This is a genomic window from Azotobacter salinestris, assembly GCF_009363155.1.
GTDB classification, from domain to species: Bacteria; Pseudomonadota; Gammaproteobacteria; order Pseudomonadales; family Pseudomonadaceae; genus Azotobacter; species Azotobacter salinestris.
The window spans coordinates 2782069-2807900 of sequence record NZ_CP045302.1 but is presented as its reverse complement, the minus strand read 5'-3'; the positions used below and the strand labels follow the sequence as shown (position 1 = coordinate 2807900).

Here is a 25832-nt window from a genome sequence, read left to right as displayed (position 1 = left end):
ATTGCCGGGTTAATAATCCGAACAAATATTTCCGGCGCATACTTTATACGCACGGCCTTACTGAACGATTAATTCAACACCACGACTCCGGTTGATATTGAAGGCGCCATCCGTCCAAACAACTTTCATGAGCAAGCTCTTGAACCACTTTGACGCGCGCCAAACAATACCAATACGCCACACTTTATCCTGACTTATAACGGAGCACAGAGTCACCCATCAAGGCATAACTTTCCCCTATTCGCGAAACAATTCGCCTCTTATTATGGCGAGAAAGCAAGTGACATCCATCAACCCATATTTCTGCTGACCACGGGCAATGCAATCGATCTGACATTATCTGGCGATCAAACCGAATCGACAATCGCTCGCTTGGAAGCGCATTGTGAAAATGACCTTGATTGAACCGAAGCAAAGTGAGCTTCACTGCAATTACGCTCCAGCCGCTGCGCCTCGGAAAGGCCGAGCGCTGCCGATCAGACGGCCTCCCATGGCCGGCAAACCGGGATGAAAGCTTCCCTATAAGAACAATGAGTCCAGGGTGGACCTATGAAGTTAACGCTTGATATGGCAGTTAGTCGTGCTCATGCCATATGTACAGTACGCCATGATCTTTCTCCTCCATTACCTCATCCTCATGGAACTGCCCTTCCCCTCGTCACCAAGCTGGGCAATTTTATAGTCCATGGCTGCTTCACCGCCATTTCGGAAACAGCATCATCAAACTTCCCGAGCCGATTCTGCAGGAAGGGCCATATGTTGATCCGACTTATTCCGGGACAGAGGCATACGCAACAACGGCCCCCTTAAAAATCCCCCAACCCTCTCCTGGCGGGACCAAATACTTAGTGACGATCAACAAGAACAACAAGAGGGCGGCAGGCATTGTCTTCTTTGCGGGGGACATCCCTGCAAAGAAGGTGCTGTCTACAGGCCAAAGTTTTTCATGGATGGCTCCACTTACTGACAAACAAGTAATCGCGGGCGATGCCTCCTTGCTTATCAACAATCCCAACAATAGAGAAGCCATATGTATTCGCGTCGTAACTTTTTGAAAACCACTGCCCTCCCTACTGCAGGTCTGCTCTGGCTGTCGCTGCAGGACGGCATATATGCCACCAGCGCCCAGACGGGACAGGATGGGTGGTGCAATGCGGTGATCCATCAGGTTTACCCACGCTCTTTCGCCAACGCCCATGGCAACGCCATCGGCGATCTCGCAGGCATCAACAATTTTTCCGGGCAGCCGGCCGAGCTCGAGCCGCCGGTCGGTCTGCGCAATATCGCGGGCGAAGCCGTGGTGAGCAACTACGCGCCCCGCAACGCACTCAGGCGACACCTGGCGCTGCAGCCCTCGCTGGGCACATCGACGGCCTGACGAGAGGTTTTCCCCCGCTCGTCCATGAACCAGGACAGATAGCAACTCGCCAGCCCCTATGCATGGCGCAGGAGACGACCTGCCTGCGTCGACACAGGCTCATCCGCTTTGTCCCGACGTCGCGACGTCTGGCGGCCCGGCACGGGCGATAGCTCCGGGCGCCGGCCTGTGTGACCAGCCGCTGGCAAGCCAATACAAAAACAAGAAGAGATTACCCATGAATTCTGCAGCCTATCGCCCTTGGGCCGGCTTTTCTCTGCTTTTCCTCTCCACCAACCTGCTTGCCGCACCGGCGCCAAGCGTCGAGGAGCGCCTCGCCCGGCTCGAGGCGCGTGCCCTGGCGGCCGAAGCCGACGCCGCGCGACTGCGCAGGGAGGTCGAGCACCTCAACAGGCAGTTCGCCATTAACTCCTCGCTGCCTACACAACTGCAATTGTCGCTCAGCGAGCGCGTTGCCCAGGTCGAAGCACGCCAGCAATCCCTGGAGGGCCGCACTTCGGAGCTGGCATCTTCGGTCGACCCGATCGAGGGTCTGACGGAGGGCTTCTCCTTCGCCGGGTATGCGCGCTCCGGCATGAGCGTGAACTCACACGAGTCCGGTGCGGGTCGTGGCAGTCCCTACATGACCCCCGCCGGCTCGGTAGGTGGCTCCGTTGGCCGGCTGGGCAATGAAATCGATACCTATGCGAGCGTGACCTTCATGAAGGAAAGCCAGGCCAGCAACGGCACGCACGCGAAGTTCACGGTGAAAATCGCCGATGGCATGGAGACGCCCAACCCCTGGGCGGCGGATGAAAGCAAGATCCACGTGCAGCAGGCATACAGTGAGCTCTACGAGCTGGCGTCGTTCCGGGACATTCCCATGCTGCGCGATGCGCGCCTGTGGGCGGGCAAACGCAGCGATCGGGATAATTTCGATATCCATTGGCTCGACATGGATGTGGTTTCCCTTGACGGAACCGGTGCCGGTATCTACGACGTGCGACTGACCGACGACTGGAGCCTCAATGCTTCTTTCATGAGCCGTTCCTATGGCGACTTCGACGTCGAGACCAACAAGGACATCAGAAGCTATATCGGCACTCTCAATCAGTTCTTCGACGACGGGCGCTGGCAATTCATGCTCAGCGGGATCTACTCGGATCAGAACGATGCCAGACTGAACAAGAAGGAATCCAAGCCTGAGGGGCCCGATAAATGGGAAGGCCTTATTCCAGCAGATTTGCTGGAGCTTGTTCAAAGTTTCCCCAAGCCTGAGGGTCACGATAAGTGGCTGAGCCACAAGGAGTACGACGTCGACGACAGCGGCAACCGGTTGAACAAGGCAGGCTTCAGCCCGGCCGGAAGCGGCTGGCATGGCCTGCTGGCCTATCACCGGCCGGACTTTTTCGGCCAGGAAGGCATGTTCAAGGCCGCGCTGCTGTATGGCCTGGGGCTTGGCGCGGAACTCAAGAGCATCGGCTCCGACGGCGAGCTGATCGACGAGGCCCGGGCGTTGCGCCTGGCCATGTATGGCCACACCCGCCTGAGCGATCATTGGCGCATCGCCCCGGCCCTGGTTGCCGAGCGCAGCAAGGATCGTTATGTGCCCGGCGACGACTACCGCTGGTTGACCTTCAACATGCGCCTGGCCAACGAGCTGACCAGCAACTTCGAAATGGTCTACGAATTCAGCTGGCAGACAATGGACCTCGATCCGCTCGGCTATGACGGCCGGCAAGCGGTCAGCGGCGACTTCTGGAAAATCACCCTGGCGCCGACCTTCAAGGCGGAGTCCGGAGACTTCTTCAAGCGCCCCGAATTGCGCCTGTTCGCCACCTATATGGATTGGTCCAAGGAACTCGACAATTTCAGCACGAAAGACGATTTCGGCCAGAAAGGCTTCAAGTCCGGCGGTGTCTGGCAATTCGGCACGCAGATGGAGACCTGGTTCTAGGGCCTGTTGACGTTTTGGCGTGAGCCGCGTTGCCGCGTCAAATGCCGCCAGGTTAGGCGCGGGTCGCCGGCAATGGTCATTCCCTTGCCAAGACCCGCAACGCCGCATGGCGGCATTTGACGCGCAGCCTCGGCGGCCCCACCCGCAGGGGCGGGGCCCGTTTGGGGCAGCACGGCGTCGCTCGTCGTTCATTTGGAATGACCAAACTTCTCTCCTCGTTCCTTGTTCTGCGCCAAACGGGCCGCCGTCGCGGCCTACGCCAAAACGTCAACAGGCCCTAGGATCCGTCGGTCGCTCCCGGTGGCTGCGGATAAGCATTGAAGCAGGGAGAGCACCAGCCGCCAACGCTACGGTTCGCCTCAATCGGGATGGCCGGCACGGTACCGTACCGGCCATCCTTTCATCGGCCGCAGGCACCTTCACGACAGAGCACAAAATTACCTGTTGCAGCATAAGTCTCTTCTATCCGTGTGATGCACCGCTTTCTATGCTGGGGCTCGATCGGTCTCATCGAGTCCTTGCACTGGATCGACGCCGTAGCCGATTTCTCACTTGTGCCTCTGCGAAAAGGAATCCCCCATGAGCTATAGCGCCGCGCCGAACCGCTACGAGCGCATCCCCTACCGCCGCGTCGGCCGCAGCGGCCTGGTGCTGCCGGCCCTGTCCCTGGGACTGTGGCACAACTTCGGCGACAGCACCCCGCTCGACACCCAGCGCGCCCTGCTGCGCACCGCCTTCGACCTCGGCATCAACCACTTCGACCTGGCCAACAACTACGGGCCGCCCTACGGCAGCGCCGAGATCAACTTCGGCCGCCTGCTGCGCGAGGATTTCCGTGCCCATCGCGACGAGCTGATCCTCTCCACCAAGGCCGGCTGGGACATGTGGCCCGGCCCCTACGGCCAGGGCGGCGGTTCGCGCAAATACGTACTCGCCAGCCTCGACCAGAGCCTCCGGCGCATGAGCGTCGACTACGTGGACATCTTCTACTCGCACCGCTTCGATCCGCACACGCCGCTGGAGGAGACTGCCGGCGCCCTGGCCGACGCCGTGCGCCAAGGCAAGGCGCTGTACGTGGGCATCTCCGCCTATTCGGAAGCCAAGACCCGGGAAATGGCCGCCCTGCTGCGTGAGCACAGGGTGCCGCTGCTGATCCACCAGCCGGCTTACAACCTGTTCAACCGCTGGGTGGAAAAGGACCTGCTGAGTACAACTGAGGAGCTCGGTGCCGGGGTGATCGCCTTCACCCCCCTGGCTCAGGGACTGCTCACCGACAAGTACCTGGACAGCATCCCCGCCGATGCGCGGATCAACCGTCCCGGCGGCGCCTCGCTGCGCCCCGAGCACCTGTCCGAGGCGAACATTCGGCGTGCCCGGGCGCTCGCCGAGATCGCCCGCCGGCGCGGGCAGAGCCTGGCCCAGCTGGCCCTGGCCTGGCTGCTGCGCGATGCGCGGGTGACCTCGGCGCTGATCGGCGCCAGCCGCCCGGAGCAGCTTATCGAGAATGTCGCCGCCCTGGACAACCCGGCGTTCGGTATCGAGGAACTGGCGGAGATCGACCGCCATGCCGCCGCAAGCGGCGTCAATCTCTGGGACAGGCCCTACACCGACTGGCCGGCGTGAGGGCATCCGGCTGCCGGCGCGGCGGCCGGGATGCTCAGCGCCGGCAGGCGGCGCTGCCGATCGCCCGCTCGATGTCGCGCTTGCAGGCCAGTAGCGCCTCCTGGATGGCCTCGACGTGCCGGGCGGCGCGCGCGGAGGGCAGCACCACGGAGATGGCGTAGCGGCCCAGGTAGGTGTCCAGGGCCACCGAACCGGCGCTGATGCCTTCGCTGCACTCCTCGTGGTCGAAGGTGAAGCCAGCCTTGCGGATCTCCGCCAGTTCGGCCAGCAGGGCCGGCAGATCGCGGGTGTTGCGGGTCATCTGCGGCAGCGGATCGGGCAGCAGCGCACGCACTTCGTCGTCGCCGAGGCCGGCCAGCAGCACCTTGCCGGCCGAGGTCGAATGTATCGGCGCGAAGGCGCCGATGGGAAAGACCACGCGCAGGTCGCGCTCGGCGACGATGCGGTCGATCACCTGAATCTTCTCGCCGGCCCGCTTGGCCAGGGCCACCGACTCCTGCAGCCGGTTCGACAGGCATTCCAGATAGGGCCGCACCAGGGAAATGATGTCGGTCTGGGTCTGGTAGACCAACTGGCCCACCGCCGCGCCCAGGCGAAAGCCGCCGCTGGGCCCCATGGCCTCGACCAGATACTCGGTCTCCAGCGCGCAGACGATGCGCTGCACGGTGGAGCGCGGCAGCTTCACCGCCTGGGCGATGGCCGCCAGGCTGAGCCCCTGGGGATGCTCGCTCAGGGTACGCATGATCGCCGCGGCACGGGCGATCACCTGGATGCCGCCTGCCTTGCTCTCTTCGCCGGTTTCCGGCGCTTCTCTGGTCATAACTGGCTACTCGTCACAATCGTCGCGGGCTTTCTGCCCATCTCACCGGCACGGAGTATCCGTGCCGCCCTCTTCCGGGACCAGCCGGCATTTTCCCTCCCGTCACAGGTTTTTTACGAATCCGGCATGCCCCACGAAAACCACCTAATGGTACACTGAACCACGATTCGATACACTGTCCCCCTTTCCTCTCATTGCCAGGAGGCGCGCCCGTGAAACGCAGAGCTCCGTTCCCCTTCATCCACAGCCTGCCGCTGGCCCTGATCCTGTCGCTGGCCGCCTGCAAGGAGGCCGAGCAGGCGGCCGCCCCCGCGCTGCCGCCCGCCGAAGTCGGGGTCTATACCGTACAGGCGCAGCCGCTGACGCTGACCACCGACCTGCCGGGCCGTACCTCGGCCTTCCGCGTCGCCGAAGTGCGCCCGCAGGTCAACGGCATCCTCCAGGAGCGCCTGTTCACCGAGGGCAGCGAGGTCAAGAAGGGCCAGCAGCTCTACCAGATCGACCCGCGCACCTACGAGGCGGAGCTGGCCCGCAGCGAGGCCAACCTGGCCAACGCGGAGAACCTGGCCCGGCGCTACGAGCGGCTGCTGAAGACCAGCGCGGTCAGCCGCCAGCAGTACGACGACGCCATCTCTGCCCTGAAGCAGGCCCAGGCCGAGGTGCGGGTACGGCGCATCGACGTGCAGTACACCAAGGTGCTGGCGCCGATCAGCGGCCGCATCGGCCGCTCGGTGGTCACCGAGGGCGCGCTGGTCACCAGCGGCCAGACCCAGGCGCTGGCCACGGTGCACCAGCTCGACCCGATTTACGTCGACGTCACCCAGCCGATCGTCCGCCTCCTCGAGCTGCGCGGTGCGATGGAATCCGGCCGCCTGCAGAGCGCCGGTCCCGACCAGGCCGAGGTCAGCCTGACCCTGGAGGACGGCAGCGTCTATCCGCTGGCCGGCACCCTGAAGTTCTCCGAGGTCAACGTCGACCAGAGCACCGGCTCGGTGACCCTGCGCGCGGTGTTCCCCAACCCCGAGCGCAAGCTGCTGCCCGGCATGTTCGTCCATGCCCAGCTCAAGGAAGGCGTGCAGCAGGACGCCATCCTGGTCCCGCAGCAGGCGATCATCCGCGATGTCCGCGGCGTCGCCACCGCCTGGGTGGTCAAGCCGGACAACAGCGTCGAGCTGCGCGAGGTGGAAGCCCTGCGCACCGTGGGCAACGCCTGGCTGATCGGCAAGGGCCTGGCCGACGGCGAACGGGTGGTCGTCGAGGGCACCCACCGGGTGCGCGGCGGCGTCACGGTCAGGCCGGTCGAGGCCGGCAACATCAACCTGGTCGCCGACTTCGCGTCCGGCGCCAGCCGAGGAGGACGCTGATTCATGTCGCGCTTTTTCATCGACCGGCCGATCTTCGCCTGGGTGATCGCTCTGGTGATCATGCTCGGCGGCGCCCTGGCCATCCTCAAGCTGCCGATCACCCAGTACCCGAACATCGCCCCGCCGGCGATCCAGATCAGCGTCACCTATCCCGGCGCCTCGACGCAGACGGTGCAGGACACCGTGGTGCAGGTGATCGAGCAGCAGCTCAACGGCCTTGACGGCCTGCGCTACATTTCCTCGGTCAGCAATGCTGACGGCAGCCTGCAGATCACCGTGACCTTCGAGCAGGGCACCGACCCCGACATCGCCCAGGTCCAGGTGCAGAACAAGCTGCAGCTGGCCACGCCGATGCTGCCCGAGGAAGTGCAGCGCCAGGGCATCCGGGTGGTGAAGTACCAGGTCAACTTCATGATGATCCTCGGCCTGGTGTCCACCGACGGGCGCATGTCCGGCTTCGACATGGGCAACTACATCACTTCCAATCTGCAGGACCCGATCTCGCGGACCAAGGGGGTCGGCGACTTCCAGGTGTTCGGCTCGCAGTACGCGATGCGCATCTGGCTCGACCCGGAGAAGCTCAACAGCTACCAGCTCACCCCGCAGGACGTGGTCAGCGCGGTCAGCGCGCAGAACGTGCAGGTGTCTTCCGGCCAGCTCGGCGGCCTACCGGCGAGCCGTGGCGTGCAGCTCAACGCCACGGTGGTCGGCAAGACGCGCATGCGCAGCGCCGACGAGTTCAAGGAAATCCTCCTCAAGGTCAACCGCGACGGCTCGCAGATCCGCCTCAAGCACGTCGCCGAAGTCGGCCTGAGCGCCGAGAACTTCTCCATCGCCTCCAGGTTCAACGGCATGCCGGCGGCCGGCATGGCCCTGCGCCTGGCGCCCGGCGCCAACCTGCTGGACAGCGTGCAGGCGGTGCGCGAAACGGTGGAAAGCCTCAAGCCCTACCTGCCCGAAGGCGTCGAGGTGGTCTACCCCTACGAGACCGCGCCGATGGTCTCCGCCTCCATCGAGGCGGTGGTGCACACCCTGTTCGAGGCCATCGTGCTGGTGTTCCTGGTGATGTACCTGTTCCTGCAGAACTTCCGCGCCACCCTGATCCCCACCCTGGCGGTGCCGGTGGTGCTGCTGGCCACCTTCGGCGTGCTGTTCGCCTGCGGCTTCACCATCAACGTCATGACCATGTTCGCCATGGTGCTGGCCATCGGCCTGCTGGTGGACGACGCCATCGTGGTGGTGGAGAACGTCGAGCGGATCATGGTCGAGGAAGGCCTGTCGCCGCGCGAGGCGACACGCAAGTCGATGGGACAGATCTCCGGCGCGCTGGTCGGCATCGGCCTGGTGATCTCCGCGGTGTTCCTGCCGATGGCCTTCTTCGGCGGCTCCGCGGGGGTCATCTACCGGCAGTTCGCCATCACCATCATCTCGGCGATGTCCTTCTCGGTGCTGATCGCGCTGGTCTTCACCCCGGCGCTGTGCGCCACCCTGCTCAAGCCGGTGGCCAAGGGCGAGCACCACGAGAAGCGCGGCTTCTTCGGCTGGTTCAACCGCACCTTCGAGCGCGGTGCCGACGGCTACCAGCGCGGCGTGGGCGGCATCATCCAGCGGCGCTGGCGCTTCATGCTGATCTACCTGCTGCTGATCGGCGGCGTCGCCTTCCTGTTCCAGAAGCTGCCCGGCTCCTTCCTGCCCAACGAGGACCAGGGCACGCTGTTCGTGCAGGTGCAGCTGCCGCCGAACTCCAGCGCCGAGCGTACCGAGGCGGTGCTGGCCGAGGCCCGCGACTACCTGCTCAACGAGGAAAGCGCGACCGTGGCCTCGGCGTTCACCGTCAACGGCTTCAACTTCGCCGGCCGCGGCCAGAGCTCGGGCCTGCTGTTCGTCAGCCTGAAGCCTTTCAGCGAGCGTCCCGGCCAGGACGTCTTCGCCCTGGCCGGTCGGGCGGCCGCACGCTTCGCGCAGATCAAGGACGCCATGGTGATTCCGGTGGTGCCGCCGGCGGTACGCGAGATGGGTAACGCCACCGGCTTCGACCTCTTCCTGCAGGACTACGCCGGCCTCGGCCACGAAGCGCTGATGGCGGCGCGCAACCAGTTCCTCGGGCTGGCCGCGCAGGAGCCGGTGCTGACCATGGTGCGCCCGAACGGCAAGGACGACGAGGCGCAGTACCAGGTGACCATCGACGACGAGAAGGCCCGCGCCCTGCAGGTGTCGATCGAGGAAATCAACAACACCATGTCGGTGGCCTGGGGCTCGGCCTACGTCAACGACTTCATCGACCGCGGCCGGGTGAAGCGGGTCTACGTCCAGGGCAAGCAGGAGGCGCGCTCGGCGCCGGAAGACTTCGACAAGTGGTACGTGCGCAACGCCGAAGGCCGGATGGTGCCCTTCTCCGCCTTCGCCAGCGGCCAGTGGATCTACGGCTCGCCCAAGCTGGAGCGCTACAACGGCATCTCCTCGGTGGAGATCCTCGGCCAGCCGGCCCCCGGCTACAGCACCGGCGACGCCATGGCGGCGGTGAACCGCATCGCCGCCCAGCTGCCGCCGGGCATCGGCATCGCCTGGACCGGGCTATCCTACGAGGAGCGCGCCGCCGGCTCGCAGGCACCGGCGCTCTACGCGTTGTCGCTGCTGATCGTGTTCCTCTGCCTGGCGGCGCTGTACGAAAGCTGGTCGGTGCCCTTCTCGGTGATGCTGGTGGTGCCGCTCGGGGTACTCGGCGCGGTGGCCGCCACGCTCTTGCGCGGGCTGTCCAACGACGTGTTCTTCCAGGTCGGCATGCTCACCACCATGGGTCTCGCGGCGAAGAACGCGATCCTCATCGTCGAGTTCGCCAAGGACCTCCACGAACACCAGGGTCGCACGCTGCTGCAGGCCGCCAGCGAGGCCGCGCGCCTGCGTCTGCGACCGATCATCATGACCTCGATCGCCTTCGCCCTCGGCGTGCTGCCGCTGGCCATCGCCACCGGCCCGGGCAGCGGCAGCCAGCACTCGATCGGCACCGGCGTGCTCGGCGGCACCCTGGCGGCGACCTTCCTGGCGATCTTCTTCGTGCCGCTGTTCTACGTCGTGGTGGTCAGATTGTTCGAAAGGAAAGAAAAGACGGTCGACACCGAAGGAGTGATGGCATGAGGCGCGGATACCTGACCCTGGCCGTGGCCTGCGCCCTGGCGCTGCCGGGCTGCACCATGATCCCCGACTACCTGCGCCCGGCCGCGCCGGTCGATGCCACCTGGCCAGAGGGCGCCGCCTACGCGCCGGAGCAGCCGGCCGCCGCGCCGGCCGCGGACCTGGGCTGGGCGGAGTTCTTCCGCGACCCGGCGCTCCAGCGGATGGTCGAGCTGGCCCTGGACAACAACCGCAACCTGCGCCAGGCGATGCTCAACATCGAGGCCTACCGGGCGCTGTACCGCGTGCAGCGCTCCGATCTGTTCCCGAAGATCGGCGTGGAAGCCACCCAAAGCCGGCAGCGCTGGCCGGCCGACTACCGCAGCGGCGGCGGCGGCGGTACCGGCGGCGGTGGCAACGGCAGCGGCGGCGGCCAGTCGGGCGGCAGCACGACGACCACTGCCGAGCCCGAGGCCTTCATCCAGACCCACCACGCGGTGACTCTCGGCACCAGCGCCTGGGAAATGGACTTCTTCGGACGCATCCGCAGCCTCACCGAGCAGGCCCAGGAAGACTACCTGGCGATCGAGGAGAACCGGCGCAACGTGCACATCGCCTTGGTCGGCGACGTGGCCACCGCCTACTTCGCCTGGCGCACCGACCAGGCCCAGCTCCGGCTGACCGAGTCGACCCTGGCCAGCTACGAGGAGAGCCTGAAACTGATCGAGGCCAGCGAGGAAGTCGGCGTCGCCTCGCAGCTCGACGTGCGCCAGGCACACACCCTGGTGGACCAGGCGCGCGCGCAGAAGGCGCTCTACACCCGGCAGATCGCCGAGGACGTCAACGCCCTGCGCCTGCTGATCGGCGGCTCCTTCCCGACCGACCTGCCGGCCGGTCTCGAGGTCAGCGATGCCATGCTCGCCAGCTTCCCCGCCGGGCTGCCTTCCGACCTGCTGCTGCGCCGGCCGGACATCCGCGCCGCCGAGCACCGCCTGCTGGCCGCCAACGCCAGCATCGGCGCGGCGCGCGCGGCGTTCTTCCCGAGCGTCAGCCTGACCGCCCGGGCGGGCACCGCCAGCCGCGAACTGTCCGGTCTGTTCGATTCCGGTTCCGGCACCTGGAACGCCGTGCCGACGATCAACATTCCGATCTTCACCTTCGGCCAGCTCAAGGGGAACCTGGAGTACGCCAAGCTGCAGAAGGAAATCAACGTCGCCGCCTACGAGTACAGCATCCAGACCGCCTTCCGCGAGGTCGCCGACGGCCTGGCCGCGCGCGGCACCTACGATGACCAGCTCAAGGCCCAGGGCGACCTGGTCGACAACAACCAGGCCTACTACGAACTGGCCCGTCAACGCTACGAGGAGGGCGTCGACAACTACCTGTCGGTGCTCGACGCCCAGCGCGAACTCTTCGCCGCCCAGCAGCAGCTGCTCAACGACCGCCTGCTGCAGCTCAACAGCGAAGTCGGCCTGTACAAGGCGCTCGGCGGTGGCTGGGAACGCAACGGCGTCGGCGGCGCGGCCACCACGGCCGCGGCCGCCACGCCGTAATCCCCGCGGGCGCGACCGGGATGCCGGAGCGGCATCGTCGGGTACCGGGAATCCCCGTCAGCCCGCCGGCCGGTCCGGCACCGGCCGGCTCTTCCTGAGGGCGGGGTCGGGCGGCAGGCAACTGCCGGCGACCTCGGCACGCGCCCCGTCCGGCACCATGACTTCCAGGCTCGTTCCCGCCAGCAGCGTCTGGAGGTACGCCAGGTGCTCGGCCCGGGTCAGGCGGCCCGGAACGATCTCCACCAGCGGGACACGGTGCGGCGCACTGCGGAAATGGGCGATCAGCAGCCGGCCGGGATGGCGCATGCCCTCGGCCAGCCGGCCCGGGGACAGGCCGCCGGTGTTGCTGGCGATGACCGCCTCGGCATCGACGATGCGCTCCAGCTCGGCATAGAGCGCCCGCTTGAGGTCGATCCGCTCGGGAAGGGTCTCGATGAGCAGCCGCGCCTCGGCGACGTCCTTGAGCCGCACGCTGGTGCGCAGCCGCGTCAGGGTCGCCGCCACCTGTTCGGGAGCGAAGCGGCCGGCAGCGGCCAGCTCCGCCAGAATGGTTCGCGCCATGGCGGGAACCTCGGCGAGTTGCTCCACCGACGGGTAGATCAGCAGCACCTCATGGCCATGGCGCGCCAGATGGGTGGCGATGCCGATGCCCATCGAGCCGGAGCCGAGGATGGCGATGCAAGGTGAAGTCATGTAGGGGTCCCGTTTTTTGTTGTTATTGGTTGGCCCGGCAGGACTTCAGTCGCGTTCGATCGCCAGGGCCACGCCCTGTCCACCCCCGATGCACAGGGTGGCCAATCCCTTGTGCGACTCTCGCCGGATCATTTCATGCAGCAACGTGACCAGCACGCGACAGCCCGAGGCTCCGATCGGATGCCCCAGGGCGATGGCGCCGCCGTTCACGTTGACCAGCTCGGAATTCCAGCACAGCTCCTGGCCAACCGCCAGTGCCTGGGCGGCGAACGCCTCGTTGGCCTCGATCAGGTCGAGCTGGTCGAGCGTCCAGCCGGCCCGTTCCAGACAGCGGCGGGCAGCCGCCACCGGGCCGATGCCCATGATCGCCGGATCGACGCCGGCACTGGCGCAGGCCTTGATCCGCGCCAGCACTGGCATCCCCAGGGCGCGCGCCCTGGCGCCGCTCATCAAGAGCACGGCGGCGGCCCCGTCGTTGAGGGTCGAGGCGTTGCCGGCGGTGACGCTGCCGTCCTTGCGGAAGGCCGGCTTCAGCTTGGCCAGGGCTTCGGCAGTGGTGCCGGGACGCGGCTGCTCGTCGCTGTCGAAGCGCAGCGGCTCGCCCTTGCGCTGCGGGATCATGACCGGGGTGATCTCGTCGCGGAAGCGCCCGCCCTCGATGGCGGCCAGGGCCTTGCGCTGCGAGGCGGCGGCGAAGGCGTCCTGCGCCTCGCGGCCGATGCCGTACTTGTCCGCCAGGTTCTCCGCGGTGATGCCCATGTGGTAGTCGTTGAAGGCATCCCACAGGCCGTCGCTGATCATGCTGTCGACCAGGCTGGCGTGGCCCAGGCGCAAGCCGGTGCGTGCGCCCGGCAGGACATGGGGCGCCAGGCTCATGTTCTCCTGGCCGCCGGCGATGACCACCTCCGCGTCGCCGCAGCGGATCGCCTGGGCCGCCAGGTGCAGGGCCTTGAGGCCGGAGCCGCAGACCTTGTTGATGGTTATCGCCGGCACGCTCTGCGGCAGGCCCGCCTTCAGCGCGGTCTGCCGGGCGGGGTTCTGTCCGGCCCCGGCGGTCAGCACCTGGCCGAGGATGACTTCGTCCACCTCGGCCGGCGCCAGTCCGCTGCGCTCGAGCAGCGCGCGGACGACCACGGTGCCCAGCTCCACCGCCGACAGCTGCGCCAGGCTGCCCTGGAAGCTGCCGATGGCGGTGCGGGTGGCGGCGACGATGACGACTTCTGGTTGTTCGTGCATGGCTGATCTCCGGATCGGGGGACGCGGCGGGCCTTAGAAGGACATTTCCGGCACGTGCTCGGGCACCACCAGCCTGCCGGCGGTCCTGGCGACGATTTCCTCGACGCTCACCCCCGGCGCGCGCTCCCTGAGCACGAAGGCGCCGTTCTCGATCTCCAGGTAGGCCAGGTCGGTGAGCACCTTGCGGATGCAGCCGGCGCCGGTCAGCGGCAGCGAGCAGCGCGCCAGCAGCTTGGACTCGCCATCCTTGGAGGCGTGGGTCATGGTGACGATGATGTTGTCGGCGCCGGCCACCAGGTCCATGGCGCCGCCCATGCCCTTGACCAGCTTGCCGGGGATCATCCAGGAGGCGATGTTGCCCTCGACGTCCACCTCGAAGGCGCCGAGCACCGTCAGGTCGACGTGGCCGCCGCGGATCATCGCGAAGGATTCGGCCGAGGAGAAAATCGAGGCGCCGGGCCGCGCGGTCACCGTCTGCTTGCCGGCGTTGATCATGTCGGCGTCGACCTCGGCCTCGGTGGGGAAGGCGCCCATGCCGAGCAGGCCGTTCTCCGACTGCAGCATCACGTCCATGCCCTCGGGCACGTAGTTGGCCACCAGGGTGGGGATGCCGATCCCCAGGTTGACGTAGTAGCCGTCCTTCAGCTCGCGCGCCACGCGCTGGGCCATCTGTTCGCGGGAAAGTGCCATGGCAGTCTCTCTTGTTCGGTCGGGTGGGCAGGATCAGGCGCGCACGGTGCGCTTTTCGATGCGCTTCTCGAAGCGGCCGAGGATGACGCGGTCGACGTAGATGCCGGGGGTGTGGATCTGGCTGGGCTCCAGCTCGCCCGGCGCGACGATCTCCTCCACCTCGACCACGGTGATCCGCCCGGCGCTGGCCACCACCGGGTTGAAGTTCTGCGCGGTGTGGCGGTAGACGACATTGCCGAAGTGGTCGGCCTTCCAGCCCTTGACGATGGCGAAGTCGCCGGTGATCGCCTCTTCGAGGATGTAGCGCCGGCCGTTGAACTCGCGCACTTCCTTGCCCTCGGCGACCGGGGTGCCGTAGCCGGTCGCGGTGTAGAAGGCGGGAATGCCCGCGCCGCCGGCGCGCAGCTTCTCGGCCAGGGTGCCCTGCGGGGTCAGCTCGACCTCGAGCTCGCCGTCGAGCAGCTGGCGCTCGAACAGGGCGTTCTCGCCGACGTAGGAGGCGATCATCTTGCGGATCTGCCGGTCCTCGAGCAGCACGCCCAGGCCGAAGCCGTCGATACCGCAATTGTTGGAGACCACGGTCAGCCCCTTGACCTGGCGGCGGCGGATCTCGGCGATCAGGTTTTCCGGAATGCCACACAGGCCGAAGCCGCCGGCCAGGACGGTCATGCCGTCGGTGAGCCCGGCCAGGGCTTCTTCGTAGGTGTTCACGCGCTTGTCGAGTCCAGCCATGTTGCTCTGCCTCTTGTTGTTGTCCTGTCCCGCGGCGCTCGCCGGGGCGACGTCTTCGATGGCGGGCAGTGTCGTGCGCCATGACTTATTTGTTAAGTTTGTTTTACCAATGCATTGATTTGGAAATTAAATAAATGACCCTCAAGCAGCTGCGCGCCTTCCTCGCCGTGGCGCAGACCCGCAGCTTCGCCCAGGCCGGCGAGCGCCTGCACCTGTCCCAGCCGGCGCTGAGCCTGACGATCAAGGGCCTGGAAGAATCCCTGGGCGGCCGCCTGCTCAGCCGCACCACCCGTAGCGTGACCCTGACCCCGGAAGGCGAGAGCCTGCTGCCGCTGGCCCGGCAGCTCTTGGCCGACTGGGACAACGCCGAGGAAATGCTCCGCCAGCGCTTCACCCTGCAGCTCGGCAAGGTGTGCGTGGCGGCCATGCCGTCCTTCGCCGGCAACCTGTTGCCGGCGGCGCTCAAGGTGTTCCGCGGCCGCTACCCGCAGGTGAACGTCGCGGTGCACGACGTCATCCACGAGCAGGTGATCGAGATGGTGCGCACCCGGCGGGTCGAGCTGGGCATCGGCTTCGAGCCGGAGGCCTCCAGCCACCTGGCGTTCGACGCGCTGTACACCGACCGCTTCGTCGCCGTGCTGCCGCCCGACGCGCCGCTGGCCGGACGGCCGCGGCTGAGCTGGGCCGAGCTGCTCGGCGAGGACTTCATCGCCCTGCAGCGCCCGTCCACCGTGCGCCTGCTGCTGGAGCGGCACCTGGCGGCCCACGGCGAAAAGCTGCCGGTCGCCTTCGAGAGTCATCAGTTGGCCACGGTGGGGCGCCTGGTCGCCAGCGGCCTGGGAGTGAGCGCGGTGCCCTCGCTGTGCATCCGCCAGATGCAGGAGCTGGGCGCCCGCTGCGTGGCCCTGCACACGCCGGTCATCGAGCGGCGCATCGGCCTCTTGACCCAGGCCGACCACGAGCTGTCGACCGCGGCGCAGGCGCTGCGCGAGGTGCTGCTGGAAACCATCGATGCCCACAGGCTGGGCGACCCGCCCTGAACGCCACAGCCATTGGATGCCTTCCCCGTCCCGGCCAGGGCAACGACCGCATGGATGCAGGAGAATGGAACCGAGGGTGGGGAAGCCGGCCGGTCCGGCCTTCGCGAGCGATGCAGACTCCCGTGACTGACCATATTATAAAGTCACATATATAGGGAATCGCAGACAGGATGTTCTCATGACGCTCTCCAAGCCGGCGCCTTCCGCATCGGGTCACCGGAGTGCGGCGAAAGCCGTGCTCCGCCTCGCCATGGCGGCTCTGCTCCATGGGCTGCTGATCTCCCTTCCCACCCAGGCCGAGCCCTTGCAGTTCGCCCTGGTCGCCAAGCGCAACGACCAGCACCACTGCATCCTGAGCGGGAAGGGGTGTGCCGAGGCCGCCCAGACCCAGGGCGATACCTGCCTGTTTCTGGGGGCCCCGGGATCGCCGCATTTCCGGCGCCAGAACAAGGCCCTGGAACAGACCCTCACCCGTGACCTGGACGGTATCGCCCTGGCGGTGACTCACTCGAAATGGCTGGCCGAACACGCCTTGCAGGGAATAGGACGGGTGCCCCTGGTCACCTTCGAAACGGATCTGGAGCCGGCGGAACGGCATTTGCGCAAGGGCTACGTCGGGCTCGACAACCTGGCCTTCGGCCATCGCCTGGGCGAACTCGCCCAGCAATTGAGACCCCAGGGCGGCAGACTGTGCATCCTGCAGGACAACCTCTGGAGCACCAATCAGCACGAACGCCTCCAGGGAATCCGCCGGCAGCTCGGCGGTGTCGCGGGCACCGGGGTCACCGACCAGTTGCATGGAGAGAACGGCTGGAGCGAACCCCACCGCTGCCCGCTGAATCGCGCGGAGACGCCCGAGAACGCCGTGCTGCAGCTGGCCGACCTGCTGAGCACCGGCCAATTCGACGTCATCATAAGCCTGGGCATGTGGCCCGTTTACAAGGTCGATGCCTATCGCCGGCACATCGGCCCGGCGCTCGCCGAGCTCGAGAAAGCAGGAAGGCGTCCGGTCATCATCATTGCCACGTCCGAGCCCGACGCGGCGCAGCATGCCCTGCTCGACGAGGGTCTGGTACAGGCCTACGTGGACATGAACAGCCGCGAGATCGGTCGCCAAAGCTACTGGATGCTCAAGCGCCTGGTGCAGGGCGAGAGCGTTCCCGAGCGGGTGCTCGTCGACCATTTCGAGGTCTATCTACCCCGCTCGTCACCGGAAACCCGTACAGCGCCTTGAGAGGGCCTGGCGGCCGTCACGGGCCGCGGGGGCGATGTCCGGCCCCGCCGCAAACGAAACGGGCCACCCAAGGTGGCCCGGTTTCGGCATTCCGGAAAGGTCTCAGCTGAGCAGGAACATTCCGAACAGACTGCCCAGGGTGCCCCACTTCAGCGTGTAGTAGAGGTTGCGGCTACGCTTCTTCAATGCCTTGCCCTGCAGACGCAGCCAGTACAGGTACTTGAAGGCCCGGTTGACCCCGCCGGTCTTGTCGCCGGCGTCGTTGGGCGAGCTGGCGGCGGCCATCACGGTGCGGCTGAACCAGCGGTTCAGCGCGGTCGCCCAGGCGTATTTCAGAGGACGCTCCATGTCGCAGAAGAAGATCAGGCGATCCTTGTCGGTGGTGTTCTCCACATGGTGGATGTAGGTCTCGTCGAACACCACCGCCTCGCCGTCCTTCCAGGCATAGCTCTGCCCGTCGACGCTGATGAAGCAGCCCGGATCGTTGGGGGTGGACAGGCCCAGGTGGTAGCGCAGCGAACCGGCGTAGGGGTCGCGGTGGCGCACCAGCTTGGAGTGCGCCGGCATCACGGTGAACATCGCCGCCTTGACCGAGCCGACCTCCTGCAGCAGCGCGATGGTCTTCGGGCACAGCTTGCTGGCCGAGGGATGGCTGTCGCCGTACCACTTCAGGTAGAAGCGCTTCCAGCCGCTCTTGAAGAAGGAGTTGAAGCCGGCATCGTTGTAGGTGTCGGAGCGCTTGATCTCGCCGGCCTGAAACAGCGCCTGCGCCTCCTCGCGGATGGTTTCCCAGTTGTCCTGGAAGCGCTTCATCTCGGGGAAGTCGTCGGGGGACAGGTAGGGCTTGTTGGGGACGCTGGAGGTCAGGTACAGGAGGGTGTTCAGCGGTGCCAGGAAGCTCGAATGATCGGTGAGCTGGCGGGTGAGCTTGTGACGGACCCGGCCGCGCAGATGCACATAGCCGACGGAAAAGACCAGGACTGCAAGGATGAGGTATTTCACGGCACTTAGGATCATGACTGGAAAAAGAAGAGAACCCATGCTACGCCGGACGGCACCGAGATGCCATCAGCCAGGCAGCCATGCGCCTGTGCCGGCCGGTCACCGACGCTGCCCGGACGCGGAAGCGGCATGCTGCCCGAGGGGCTGACCCGCTACTCCGACCTGTCGGTCATGCTGCCCGCCGCCGCGGTGATCGCCCTCTGGCTGCTGGCGGCCAGATCCCCGCGGGCGCTGGGCGCCTGGCTGGCCACCCTGCTCGCCTGCTACCTGCCGGTCGCCCTGAGCAAGCTCGCCTTCAAGGGCTGGGGTCTCGGCATCCGCTGGCTGGATATCACGGTCATCAGTGGCCAGGCGATGAACGCGACCCTGATGCTGGTGGTCCTGGGCAGCCTGCTGGCCCGCCAGATCCGCTCCGCCTGGCGCTGGCCGGCCGCCCTGGCGGCCCTGGCCGTGGCCTGGTGGTACGGCCTGTTCCAGGTCGCCGCCGCCTCGCACCCGCGCTCCGAAGCCATCGCCGGCTGCCTGCTCGGCATGGCCGGCGCCCTGCTCTTTTTGCGCCATCTCGAACGGCTCGCGCTGCGGCGCATCCCGGCCGGCGTCCTGATCCTCGGCCTGCTCGCCATCGGTACTGCCACCCAGGCGCCGAGGCTGCCGATCGAGGCCTGGCTGGATCGCCTGGCGCTGTCCCTGTCCGGCCGGTCGATGGCCCTCGCCCCGTCCGACTGGCGCGATCCCGGACCGACGCCCTGAGCGGACGGAACGCTTTTCGGCGTATCTGGCACGCACGTCATACAACCGTCATGGATTTGTCGTGCAATAGCCGCGTATCGAAATCATGGCAATTTGCCTTACCCCAGCGGGGGTCCCTCCATGACCGTCACCGAGCAGCTGAGCGCCCTGGACCTGATCCTTGCCCGCGGCACCCTGAATACCCTGTTCCAGCCCATCCTCAGCCTCTCCGAACAGTGCGTCCACGGCTACGAGGCGCTCAGCCGCGGCCCCTCCAACAGCCCGCTGCACGCGCCCGTGCCGCTGTTCGGCGCCGCCCGCCACGCCGGCCGCCTCAGCGAACTCGAAGCCCTGTGCCGCAAGAACGCCTGCCGGCGCTTCCACGAACTCGACCTGGATGGCCGGCTGTTCCTCAACGTCTCGCCGGAGGTGCTGCTGGAACCGGAGCGGCGCACCGGGCACACCCTGGAGCTGCTCAACGCGCTGGGCATCCCGCCGCACAAGGTGGTGATCGAGCTGACCGAGCAGACCCCCATCGAGGACTTCGCCCTGCTCGACACAGCGCTGTGCTACTACCGCGCCATGGGCTTCTCCATCGCCCTCGACGACCTCGGCGCCGGCTACGCCAGCCTGCGCCTGTGGTCCGAGCTGCGCCCGGACTACGTGAAGATCGACCGCCACTTCATCGACGGCATCGACCGCGATCCGCTCAAGCGCGAATTCGTCGACTCCATCCTGCGCATGGCGCGGGCCTCCCAGGCGCGGATCATCGCCGAGGGCATCGAGCGCCCGGAGGAGCTGGCCACCCTGGTCGAGATGGGCGTCGACCTGCTGCAGGGCTACCTGTTCGCCCGGCCCGAAGAGCGCCCGGCCAGACAGGTCCGCGCCTGCCTGCCGCAGCCCAGGCCGTCCAGCGCGCTGCTCGCCGAGGAGGACGCCGGCCTCGCCGCGCTGCTCACCGAGCAGCCGGGGGTGGCCGACAGCACGCCGGTCGCCGAAGTCCTCGAGCTGTTCCGCCGCCAGGCCTCGCTGAACCTGCTGGCGGTCCTCGATGCCGGGCAGCGGCCGGTCGGTGTGGTACACCGCCACGCGCTCTCCGATGCCCTGCTCAAGCCCTTCGGCCCCGAGCTGTTCGCGCGCAAGGCGATCGAGCGGCTGATGAGCGAGGACTTCCTCGCCGTCGACCAGAGCCATTCCCTGCAGCAGGTCAGCCGCCTGCTGACCGGCCGCGCCCGCCAGCGCATCGAGGAAGACTTCGTGATTACCCAGGACGGCCGCTACCGGGGCATCGGCCGGGCCATCGACGTGCTCAGGCTGATCACCGAACAGAAGCTGCAGCAGGCCCGCCACGCCAACCCGCTGACCCTGCTGCCGGGCAACGTGCCGATCCAGCAGTGCCTGACCCGCCTGCTGCAGAACTCGCGCGAGGCGCTGGTCTGCTACGTGGATATCGACCACTTCAAGCCATTCAACGACTGCTACGGCTACGCCAAGGGCGACGAGGTGCTGCTCGACCTGGCCCAGTGCCTGAGCAACCAGATCGACCCGCAGTGCGACTTCCTCGGCCACATCGGCGGCGACGACTTCCTGCTGGTGCTGACCTCCCCCGACTGGCGGCAGCGCCTGACCCGCCTGCAGGAGGCATTCCCGGCGCACTGCCGGCGCCACTACAAGCGCGAGCACCTGGAGGCCGGCCACTTCGGCAGCCACGACCGCCAGGGCCAGCAGCGCGCGTTCCCGCTGCTCAGCCTGTCGCTGGGCGCCGTCCACCTGTTTCCCGAAGCCTGCGCGCACCTGGACGCCGCGCAGCTCGCCGAGCTGGCCTCGCAGGCCAAGCAGCAGGCCAAGGCCCTGCCCGGCAACAGCCTGCGGGTGGTCGACACCCGCCGGCTGGCGCGGCGGGGAGAAGCGGTCGGCCAGGCGCGGGGGCCCGAAGGCCCGACCTGATACCGCGGTGCGCTTCAGGGCACATGCGAGCGAGCCTGGTCCCGGCCCGAGCCGGACCGACCGGGCGATTCGAGGCGGCGCCGGCCCGAGCCGGCGCTGCGCACCAGTCTTACGGAGAGTTCCATGCAGGGTTTTCTACGCAGTCTGAGCATCAGAGCCATCGTCACCACCACCCTGGCCTGTTTCGCGCTCCTGCTCGGCATCGTCGCCGCGCTGGGCTACACCGGCACCACCATGGCCAACCAGGCCCTCGAGGAGCGCACGCGGACCACCACGCGCATCGACCTGCTGCGCCAGATCGACACGCTGCGCCTGAAGGTCTTCGCCCACCTGGAGGCCTACGGCAAGATGAGTTCCGTCGGCCTGGTCGGCATGGTCGAGCGGCAGAAGCAGGAGGACGAGCTCAAGCAGCTGCTCGGCCAGGCCGGCCAGTCCCTGGCGGACTTCAAGGCCATGCCGCCCGCCTCCCGGGAAGACGTGCGCCAGTTGCTGGAAAGGGTGGCCGCCGATCTGGACGAATCCCTGGCGGCGCTCGACAAGCAGCTGCTGGCCTGGAAGGAGGACGACACCGCCGCCTTCGACCAGCTCGAGGACGACATGATCTTCAAGCGCGGCCCGCAGGTCGCCCAGGACCTGGCGGAAGCCATGACCTCCCTCGAAACCCATGGCGCACGGCAGCTGGACGACTATCACGCGAGCCTCCGGGATTTCGCCATCGTCGGCACTATCGCCCTGGCCGTCGCCCTGCTGCTGATGCTGGCCCTGCGGGCGATGCTGATGGGCTTCGTGGTCCGCCCGGTGCACGAGGCGGTGGGCCATGTGCAGCGCCTGGCCCAGGCGGATCTCTCGCAGGCGATCCCGGTCACCTCGCGCAACGAGATCGGCCAGTTGCTGGGCGCGCTGCGCGAGATGCAGGAAAGCCTGGTGCGCATCGTCGGCAGCGTGCGCGCCGGCAGCGGCTCGATCCTGGTCGGCGCGCAGCAGATCGCCAGCGGCAACGCCGACCTGTCCTCGCGCACCGAGCAGCAGGCGGCCTCGCTGGAGGAAACCGCGGCGAGCATGGAGGAGCTGACCGCCACGGTGAGGCAGAACGCCGACAACGCCCGCCAGGCCAGCGCGCTGGCCAACGACGCGTCGGGCACCGCCGGGCAGGGCCGCGCAGTGGTCGGCCGGGTGGTGGAGACCATGCGCGAGATCAGCGACAGCTCGCAGCAGATCGCCAAGATCGTCGGGGTGATCGACTCGATCGCCTTCCAGACCAACATCCTCGCCCTGAATGCCTCGGTGGAGGCGGCACGCGCCGGCGAGCAGGGTCGCGGCTTCGCGGTGGTGGCCGGCGAGGTGCGCAACCTGGCCGGGCGTTCGGCGGAGGCGGCGCGGGAGATCAAGGCGCTGATCGAGGCCTCCACCCAGCGGGTCGGCGACGGCGCGCAGCTGGCCGAGCAGGCCGGCCGGACCATGGAGGAGGTGGTGCGTTCGGTGCACCGGGTGACCGACATCATCGACGAGATCTCGGCGGCCTCGCACGAGCAGAGCGAGGGGATCGCCCAGGTGAACACGGCGGTCGCGCAGATGGACGAGGTGACCCAGCAGAACGCGGCGCTGGTGCAGGAGGCCTCGGCGGCCTCGGCCTCGCTGGCCGGGCAGGCGCGGCAGCTGGAGGAGGCGGTGGCGGTGTTCCAGCTGGGCGCGGAGCCGCCACGCGCAGCGCCACAGGAAATTCGGGAGCGAAACGACGCGGCGCACCAGCAGCGCCGGCCGGAGCTGGCTAAAAAACGCGCCAGGCCCGCGCCGATCGTTGCCGAGGAGCAGTGGGAAGCCTTCTGACCGCCACGACGCGCGGGAGCGTTTCCTTTCTTCAGCGCCCGTGTTCGTCATCCCCCTCTCCTTCCCGCGAGAGGGGTTCCCACTTCACAGACCTTCTGGAAACCCGCCTGCAAGCAACCGGCGCTGATCTACCTTGAGTCGATGCGTTCAGGGATGCGGCCTTCGGCAACGGGCCGCCAGCCGCGTGCGGTGTGCCGTTCCGGCCGCGCCGCCCAGAGGACGGGGCAACTCTTCCGAACAGGCTGAAAGGCTGGAGGTGCCACGAACCCGCTATTTCTTGTTCGCCACGCCAGGGCCAGCAAGAAAGGTTATCCTGCCTTATCCGACCACTACAAAAACAACGCGATCAGGATGATGAGCGGGATCGGAACACCGAGGAGCCACAGCAGTATCGAGCGCATCGTTATTCTCCTAATTACGAATGGGTGGAGTGGTGGAAGCGACATAGGCCGTTTCAGAGGGACGCGTCAGGTCATCGTGGTAAACCACGGCATCCCGTTGGCGCCCGCCGAAGGTTGCGGCGAAGCTGGCGAAGAAGGCGCCGCATAGCAGCACAACGAACATCCAGAGCGAGGTCCAGGCGGCAATGGTAGCCGCGGTGTCGACGGCTTTTTTCGCGGCGACTTTGGCGTCCTCCACCGCTTGGCGGGTTTGTGCATAGACCTGATCGACCCGTTGCTCGGCTTCTGCCTGGCTGAGGCCGGTGCGTTGAGAAATCAGTTGTGCCAGATAGGCACGGTCTTGGCCGGTCATTTGCCCGCCGCTGCTCAAGCTTTTGGCAAAAATGCGCACCACAACGGTATGAGCGGCAGCGTCATCGCTAACGGGGCGATCGCTGCGGAACAGGCTATCGACGAAATAACCATAATCCTGGCTGCTAGTATCACGCGCCATGCTGCCTGCCGCCTGGGTCGCCGCAGTGGCGGCACCCGATGCGACGGTGGCGCCGGCTTGTACGCCGCTACTCACAATATGGCTCACCGTGCCGACCAAAAGGGCGGCCGTCACCAGTGTGGCCACTGCCCAGGCAAGGAAGCCATGCGCCGTATCGCGAAAATACACCTCGTCGCCGTGCATGTTCGCCCATTTCACCCGTAGACGACCGGCGATGTAGCCGCCCAACCCAGAAGCAAGAATCTGGGTAAGCGCGAGCCAGATAATGGTCGAGACGCCTATTCCTTCAGCGCTCATGCCCCGGCCTACCCATGGCGACGCGACCGAAAATCCGAGGCCCGCGCCCAGCAACGTCAGGATCAGTGACAGTGCGGCTGCCCCCGCTGCGCCAGCCAGTATGGCGCCCCAGGAAACGCCGGAAGCCGAGGTGGACTGCTGTAAGGCTGCGGGGGAATCGACGGGTAAGTTAGCCATAAGGAATATTCCTTATTTGGAAGGAGGAGTTGAACTTTTTCATGCTAGATTACATTCAGCAGGCCATACCCCATCTTTCGATGAAATGCACAAGGTAAATATATTCAGTGTAAATATGTTCAGCATTGGCGCTGATCAGTAACACCATGAGCCGAAGCGACATGGTCAGCGCCTTTTTCATGCTAGGAGGTGAAGACCTCGCCGATGAATACTTCAATGACGGCCATGAAAGTGGGCATGCTGGGTTTTGCAACTTTGCAAGAGAACTGCCGGGCCATAGGTGTCATGCCGGCATTGAATAAATGCCGAAATCATGGCTCATGGTCATTATCGCCTGAGGATGGTCTGAAGTAGTCATGTATTTCTGGCTGACTTCAGCCCCCCGCCGACTTTGAAAGCGGAGAATCGATCAAAAACGATCAGATCACCCGCTCGTTTCTGCGTTTTTTAGCTGCCGCGAGCACGTCGCAGCAACCGTTTCCCGCATTACAGGCGCACCTCTCCTGCATTCGCCAGTAAATATCGGCGCGCCATCCACAGATTCGACAAGGCGAACAGCGTCACCAACTGTGACGTGTTTTTGGCCAATCCCCGGAAGCGCACCTTGGTGTAGCCAAACTGGCGCTTGATCACGCGGAACGGATGTTCGACCTTGGCTCGTACCTGGGCCTTGGCCTTCTCGATCTTGCGGATCGCTTTGTATAAGGCGCTACGCTTGCCATGCTTCTTGTAGGTACTGCGCCGGGCCGCGACCTGCCAGATGACCTGCCGACCTTCATGCTCGGGGCGCTTCTCTACGCCGGTATAGCCCGCATCGGCACTCACTACGTTTTCCTCGCCATGCAGCAGTTGGTCGACTTGGGTGACATCTGCCACGTTGGCTGCCGTGACCACCACGCTGTGCACCAGACCCGACTCAGCGTCGGCACCAATGTGAGCTTTTGCGCCGAAGTAGTACTGGTTGCCCTTCTTCGTCGAGTGCATTTCCGGGTCGCGCTTGCCGTCCTTGTTCTTCGTCGAGCTCGGCGCATGGATCAGGGTGGCGTCGACAATGGTGCCCTGGCGCAGCGACAGTCCGCGCTCGCCCAGATAGCCGTTGATCACCTCCAGTATTCCCCCGGCCAGTTCGTGCTTCTCCAGCAGGCGACGGAAGTTGAGGAGGGTCGTTTCGTCCGGGATGCGCTCCAGGCTCAGGCCGGCGAACTGGCGCAGGAGAGTGGTTTCGTACAGCGCTTCCTCCATCGCCGGATCGCTGTAGCCGAACCAGTTCTGCATCAGGTGCACGCGCAGCATGGCTGCCAGCGGGTAGGCGGGCCGACCGCCTTCGCCCTTGGGATAGTAGGGCTCGATCAGGGCGATCAGCCCCTGCCACGGCACCACCTGGTCCATCTCGAGCAGGAAGCGCTCGCGGCGGGTCTGCTTGCGCTTGCCGGCATACTCGGCATCGGCGAAGGACAGTTGCTTCATCGGGAAACTCGGACAAGGGAGCGGGTGTATTTCACCAGAATCGGGAAGTCTTTTTCAGGATTTCCCTGAGTACTTGAAAGCC

19 protein-coding genes are annotated in these 25832 nt (G+C 66.1%); 11 read left to right on the top strand and 8 right to left on the bottom strand.

What is annotated here, in order from left to right:
- Positions 1–1030: 1030 nt before the first annotated feature.
- The 3 genes from GCU53_RS13125 (at position 1031) to mgrA (ending at position 4937) form a co-directional block, all read left to right on the top strand.
- Positions 1031–1378, top strand: coding sequence for a hypothetical protein (locus tag GCU53_RS13125; RefSeq protein ID WP_152388010.1), 348 nt, complete (start codon positions 1031–1033; stop codon positions 1376–1378).
- A gap of 217 nt (positions 1379–1595) precedes the next feature.
- Complete coding sequence (locus tag GCU53_RS13120; protein ID WP_152388009.1) at positions 1596–3314, top strand: carbohydrate porin; 1719 nt, start codon at positions 1596–1598, stop codon at positions 3312–3314.
- Positions 3315–3893: 579 nt separating this feature from the next.
- A complete protein-coding gene (mgrA, locus tag GCU53_RS13110; RefSeq protein ID WP_152388008.1) occupies positions 3894–4937 on the top strand; it encodes an L-glyceraldehyde 3-phosphate reductase in 1044 nt (347 codons plus the stop codon).
- 34 nt (positions 4938–4971) lie between these two features.
- Here mgrA and GCU53_RS13105 read toward each other — a convergent pair whose 3' ends face one another.
- On the bottom strand, positions 4972–5757 hold the full coding sequence (locus GCU53_RS13105; RefSeq protein WP_152388007.1) for an IclR family transcriptional regulator: 786 nt from the start codon (positions 5755–5757) through the stop codon (positions 4972–4974).
- A 212-nt stretch (positions 5758–5969) separates the two neighbouring features.
- On the opposite strand from GCU53_RS13105, the gene GCU53_RS13100 reads away from it, so the two are divergent.
- Genes GCU53_RS13100 through GCU53_RS13090 form a run of 3 tightly spaced genes read left to right on the top strand, consistent with a single transcriptional unit; the run spans position 5970 to position 11785 of the window.
- Positions 5970–7121: an efflux RND transporter periplasmic adaptor subunit gene (locus GCU53_RS13100; protein WP_152388006.1), complete on the top strand. Its 1152-nt coding sequence runs from the start codon at positions 5970–5972 to the stop codon at positions 7119–7121.
- Positions 7122–7124: 3 nt separating this feature from the next.
- Positions 7125–10256: an efflux RND transporter permease subunit gene (locus GCU53_RS13095; RefSeq protein WP_152388005.1), complete on the top strand. Its 3132-nt coding sequence runs from the start codon at positions 7125–7127 to the stop codon at positions 10254–10256.
- Positions 10253–11785, top strand: a complete 1533-nt coding sequence (locus tag GCU53_RS13090; RefSeq protein WP_152388004.1) for an efflux transporter outer membrane subunit — start codon at positions 10253–10255, stop codon at positions 11783–11785. The genes GCU53_RS13095 and GCU53_RS13090 overlap by 4 nt, the downstream gene beginning before the upstream one ends.
- Before the next feature lie 57 nt (positions 11786–11842).
- On the opposite strand, the gene GCU53_RS13085 is transcribed toward GCU53_RS13090, so the two are convergent.
- The 4 genes from GCU53_RS13085 to GCU53_RS13070 are packed head-to-tail and all read right to left on the bottom strand — an operon-like array spanning position 11843 to position 15136.
- On the bottom strand, positions 11843–12478 hold the full coding sequence (locus GCU53_RS13085; protein WP_152388003.1) for a 3-hydroxyacyl-CoA dehydrogenase family protein: 636 nt from the start codon (positions 12476–12478) through the stop codon (positions 11843–11845).
- A gap of 45 nt (positions 12479–12523) precedes the next feature.
- On the bottom strand, positions 12524–13714 hold the full coding sequence (locus GCU53_RS13080; protein ID WP_152388002.1) for an acetyl-CoA C-acetyltransferase: 1191 nt from the start codon (positions 13712–13714) through the stop codon (positions 12524–12526).
- 33 nt (positions 13715–13747) lie between these two features.
- Positions 13748–14404, bottom strand: coding sequence for a CoA transferase subunit B (locus tag GCU53_RS13075; RefSeq protein WP_152388001.1), 657 nt, complete (start codon positions 14402–14404; stop codon positions 13748–13750).
- Between the two features lie 33 nt (positions 14405–14437).
- Entirely contained in the window at positions 14438–15136 is a 699-nt protein-coding gene (locus tag GCU53_RS13070; RefSeq protein WP_152388000.1) for a CoA transferase subunit A, read from the bottom strand.
- Positions 15137–15270: 134 nt separating this feature from the next.
- On the opposite strand from GCU53_RS13070, the gene GCU53_RS13065 reads away from it, so the two are divergent.
- Together GCU53_RS13065 and GCU53_RS13060 are read left to right on the top strand one after the other, a co-directional pair.
- Positions 15271–16176: a LysR family transcriptional regulator gene (locus GCU53_RS13065; protein WP_152387999.1), complete on the top strand. Its 906-nt coding sequence runs from the start codon at positions 15271–15273 to the stop codon at positions 16174–16176.
- Between the two features lie 178 nt (positions 16177–16354).
- The gene (locus GCU53_RS13060) at positions 16355–17410 is read left to right on the top strand and encodes a substrate-binding domain-containing protein (RefSeq protein WP_152387998.1); all 1056 of its coding nucleotides are present in this window, start codon (positions 16355–16357) and stop codon (positions 17408–17410) included.
- Positions 17411–17512: 102 nt separating this feature from the next.
- Here GCU53_RS13060 and lpxO read toward each other — a convergent pair whose 3' ends face one another.
- Entirely contained in the window at positions 17513–18412 is a 900-nt protein-coding gene (lpxO, locus tag GCU53_RS13055) for a lipid A hydroxylase LpxO (protein ID WP_152387997.1), read from the bottom strand.
- Between the two features lie 129 nt (positions 18413–18541).
- On the opposite strand from lpxO, the gene GCU53_RS13050 reads away from it, so the two are divergent.
- The 3 genes from GCU53_RS13050 (at position 18542) to GCU53_RS13040 (ending at position 22915) form a co-directional block, all read left to right on the top strand.
- A complete protein-coding gene (locus tag GCU53_RS13050) occupies positions 18542–19162 on the top strand; it encodes a phosphoesterase (protein WP_152387996.1) in 621 nt (206 codons plus the stop codon).
- Between the two features lie 120 nt (positions 19163–19282).
- Positions 19283–21088 carry a bifunctional diguanylate cyclase/phosphodiesterase gene (locus GCU53_RS13045; protein ID WP_152387995.1) on the top strand — a complete coding sequence of 602 codons (1806 nt, stop codon included), beginning with the start codon at positions 19283–19285 and terminating at the stop codon, positions 21086–21088.
- A gap of 123 nt (positions 21089–21211) precedes the next feature.
- Entirely contained in the window at positions 21212–22915 is a 1704-nt protein-coding gene (locus tag GCU53_RS13040; protein ID WP_152387994.1) for a methyl-accepting chemotaxis protein, read from the top strand.
- Between the two features lie 411 nt (positions 22916–23326).
- Here GCU53_RS13040 and GCU53_RS13035 read toward each other — a convergent pair whose 3' ends face one another.
- Together GCU53_RS13035 and GCU53_RS13030 are read right to left on the bottom strand one after the other, a co-directional pair.
- Positions 23327–24283, bottom strand: coding sequence for a CsbD family protein (locus GCU53_RS13035; RefSeq protein WP_152387993.1), 957 nt, complete (start codon positions 24281–24283; stop codon positions 23327–23329).
- 486 nt (positions 24284–24769) lie between these two features.
- Positions 24770–25750 carry an IS5 family transposase gene (locus tag GCU53_RS13030; protein WP_152385958.1) on the bottom strand — a complete coding sequence of 327 codons (981 nt, stop codon included), beginning with the start codon at positions 25748–25750 and terminating at the stop codon, positions 24770–24772.
- Between the last annotated feature and the right edge of the window lie 82 nt (positions 25751–25832).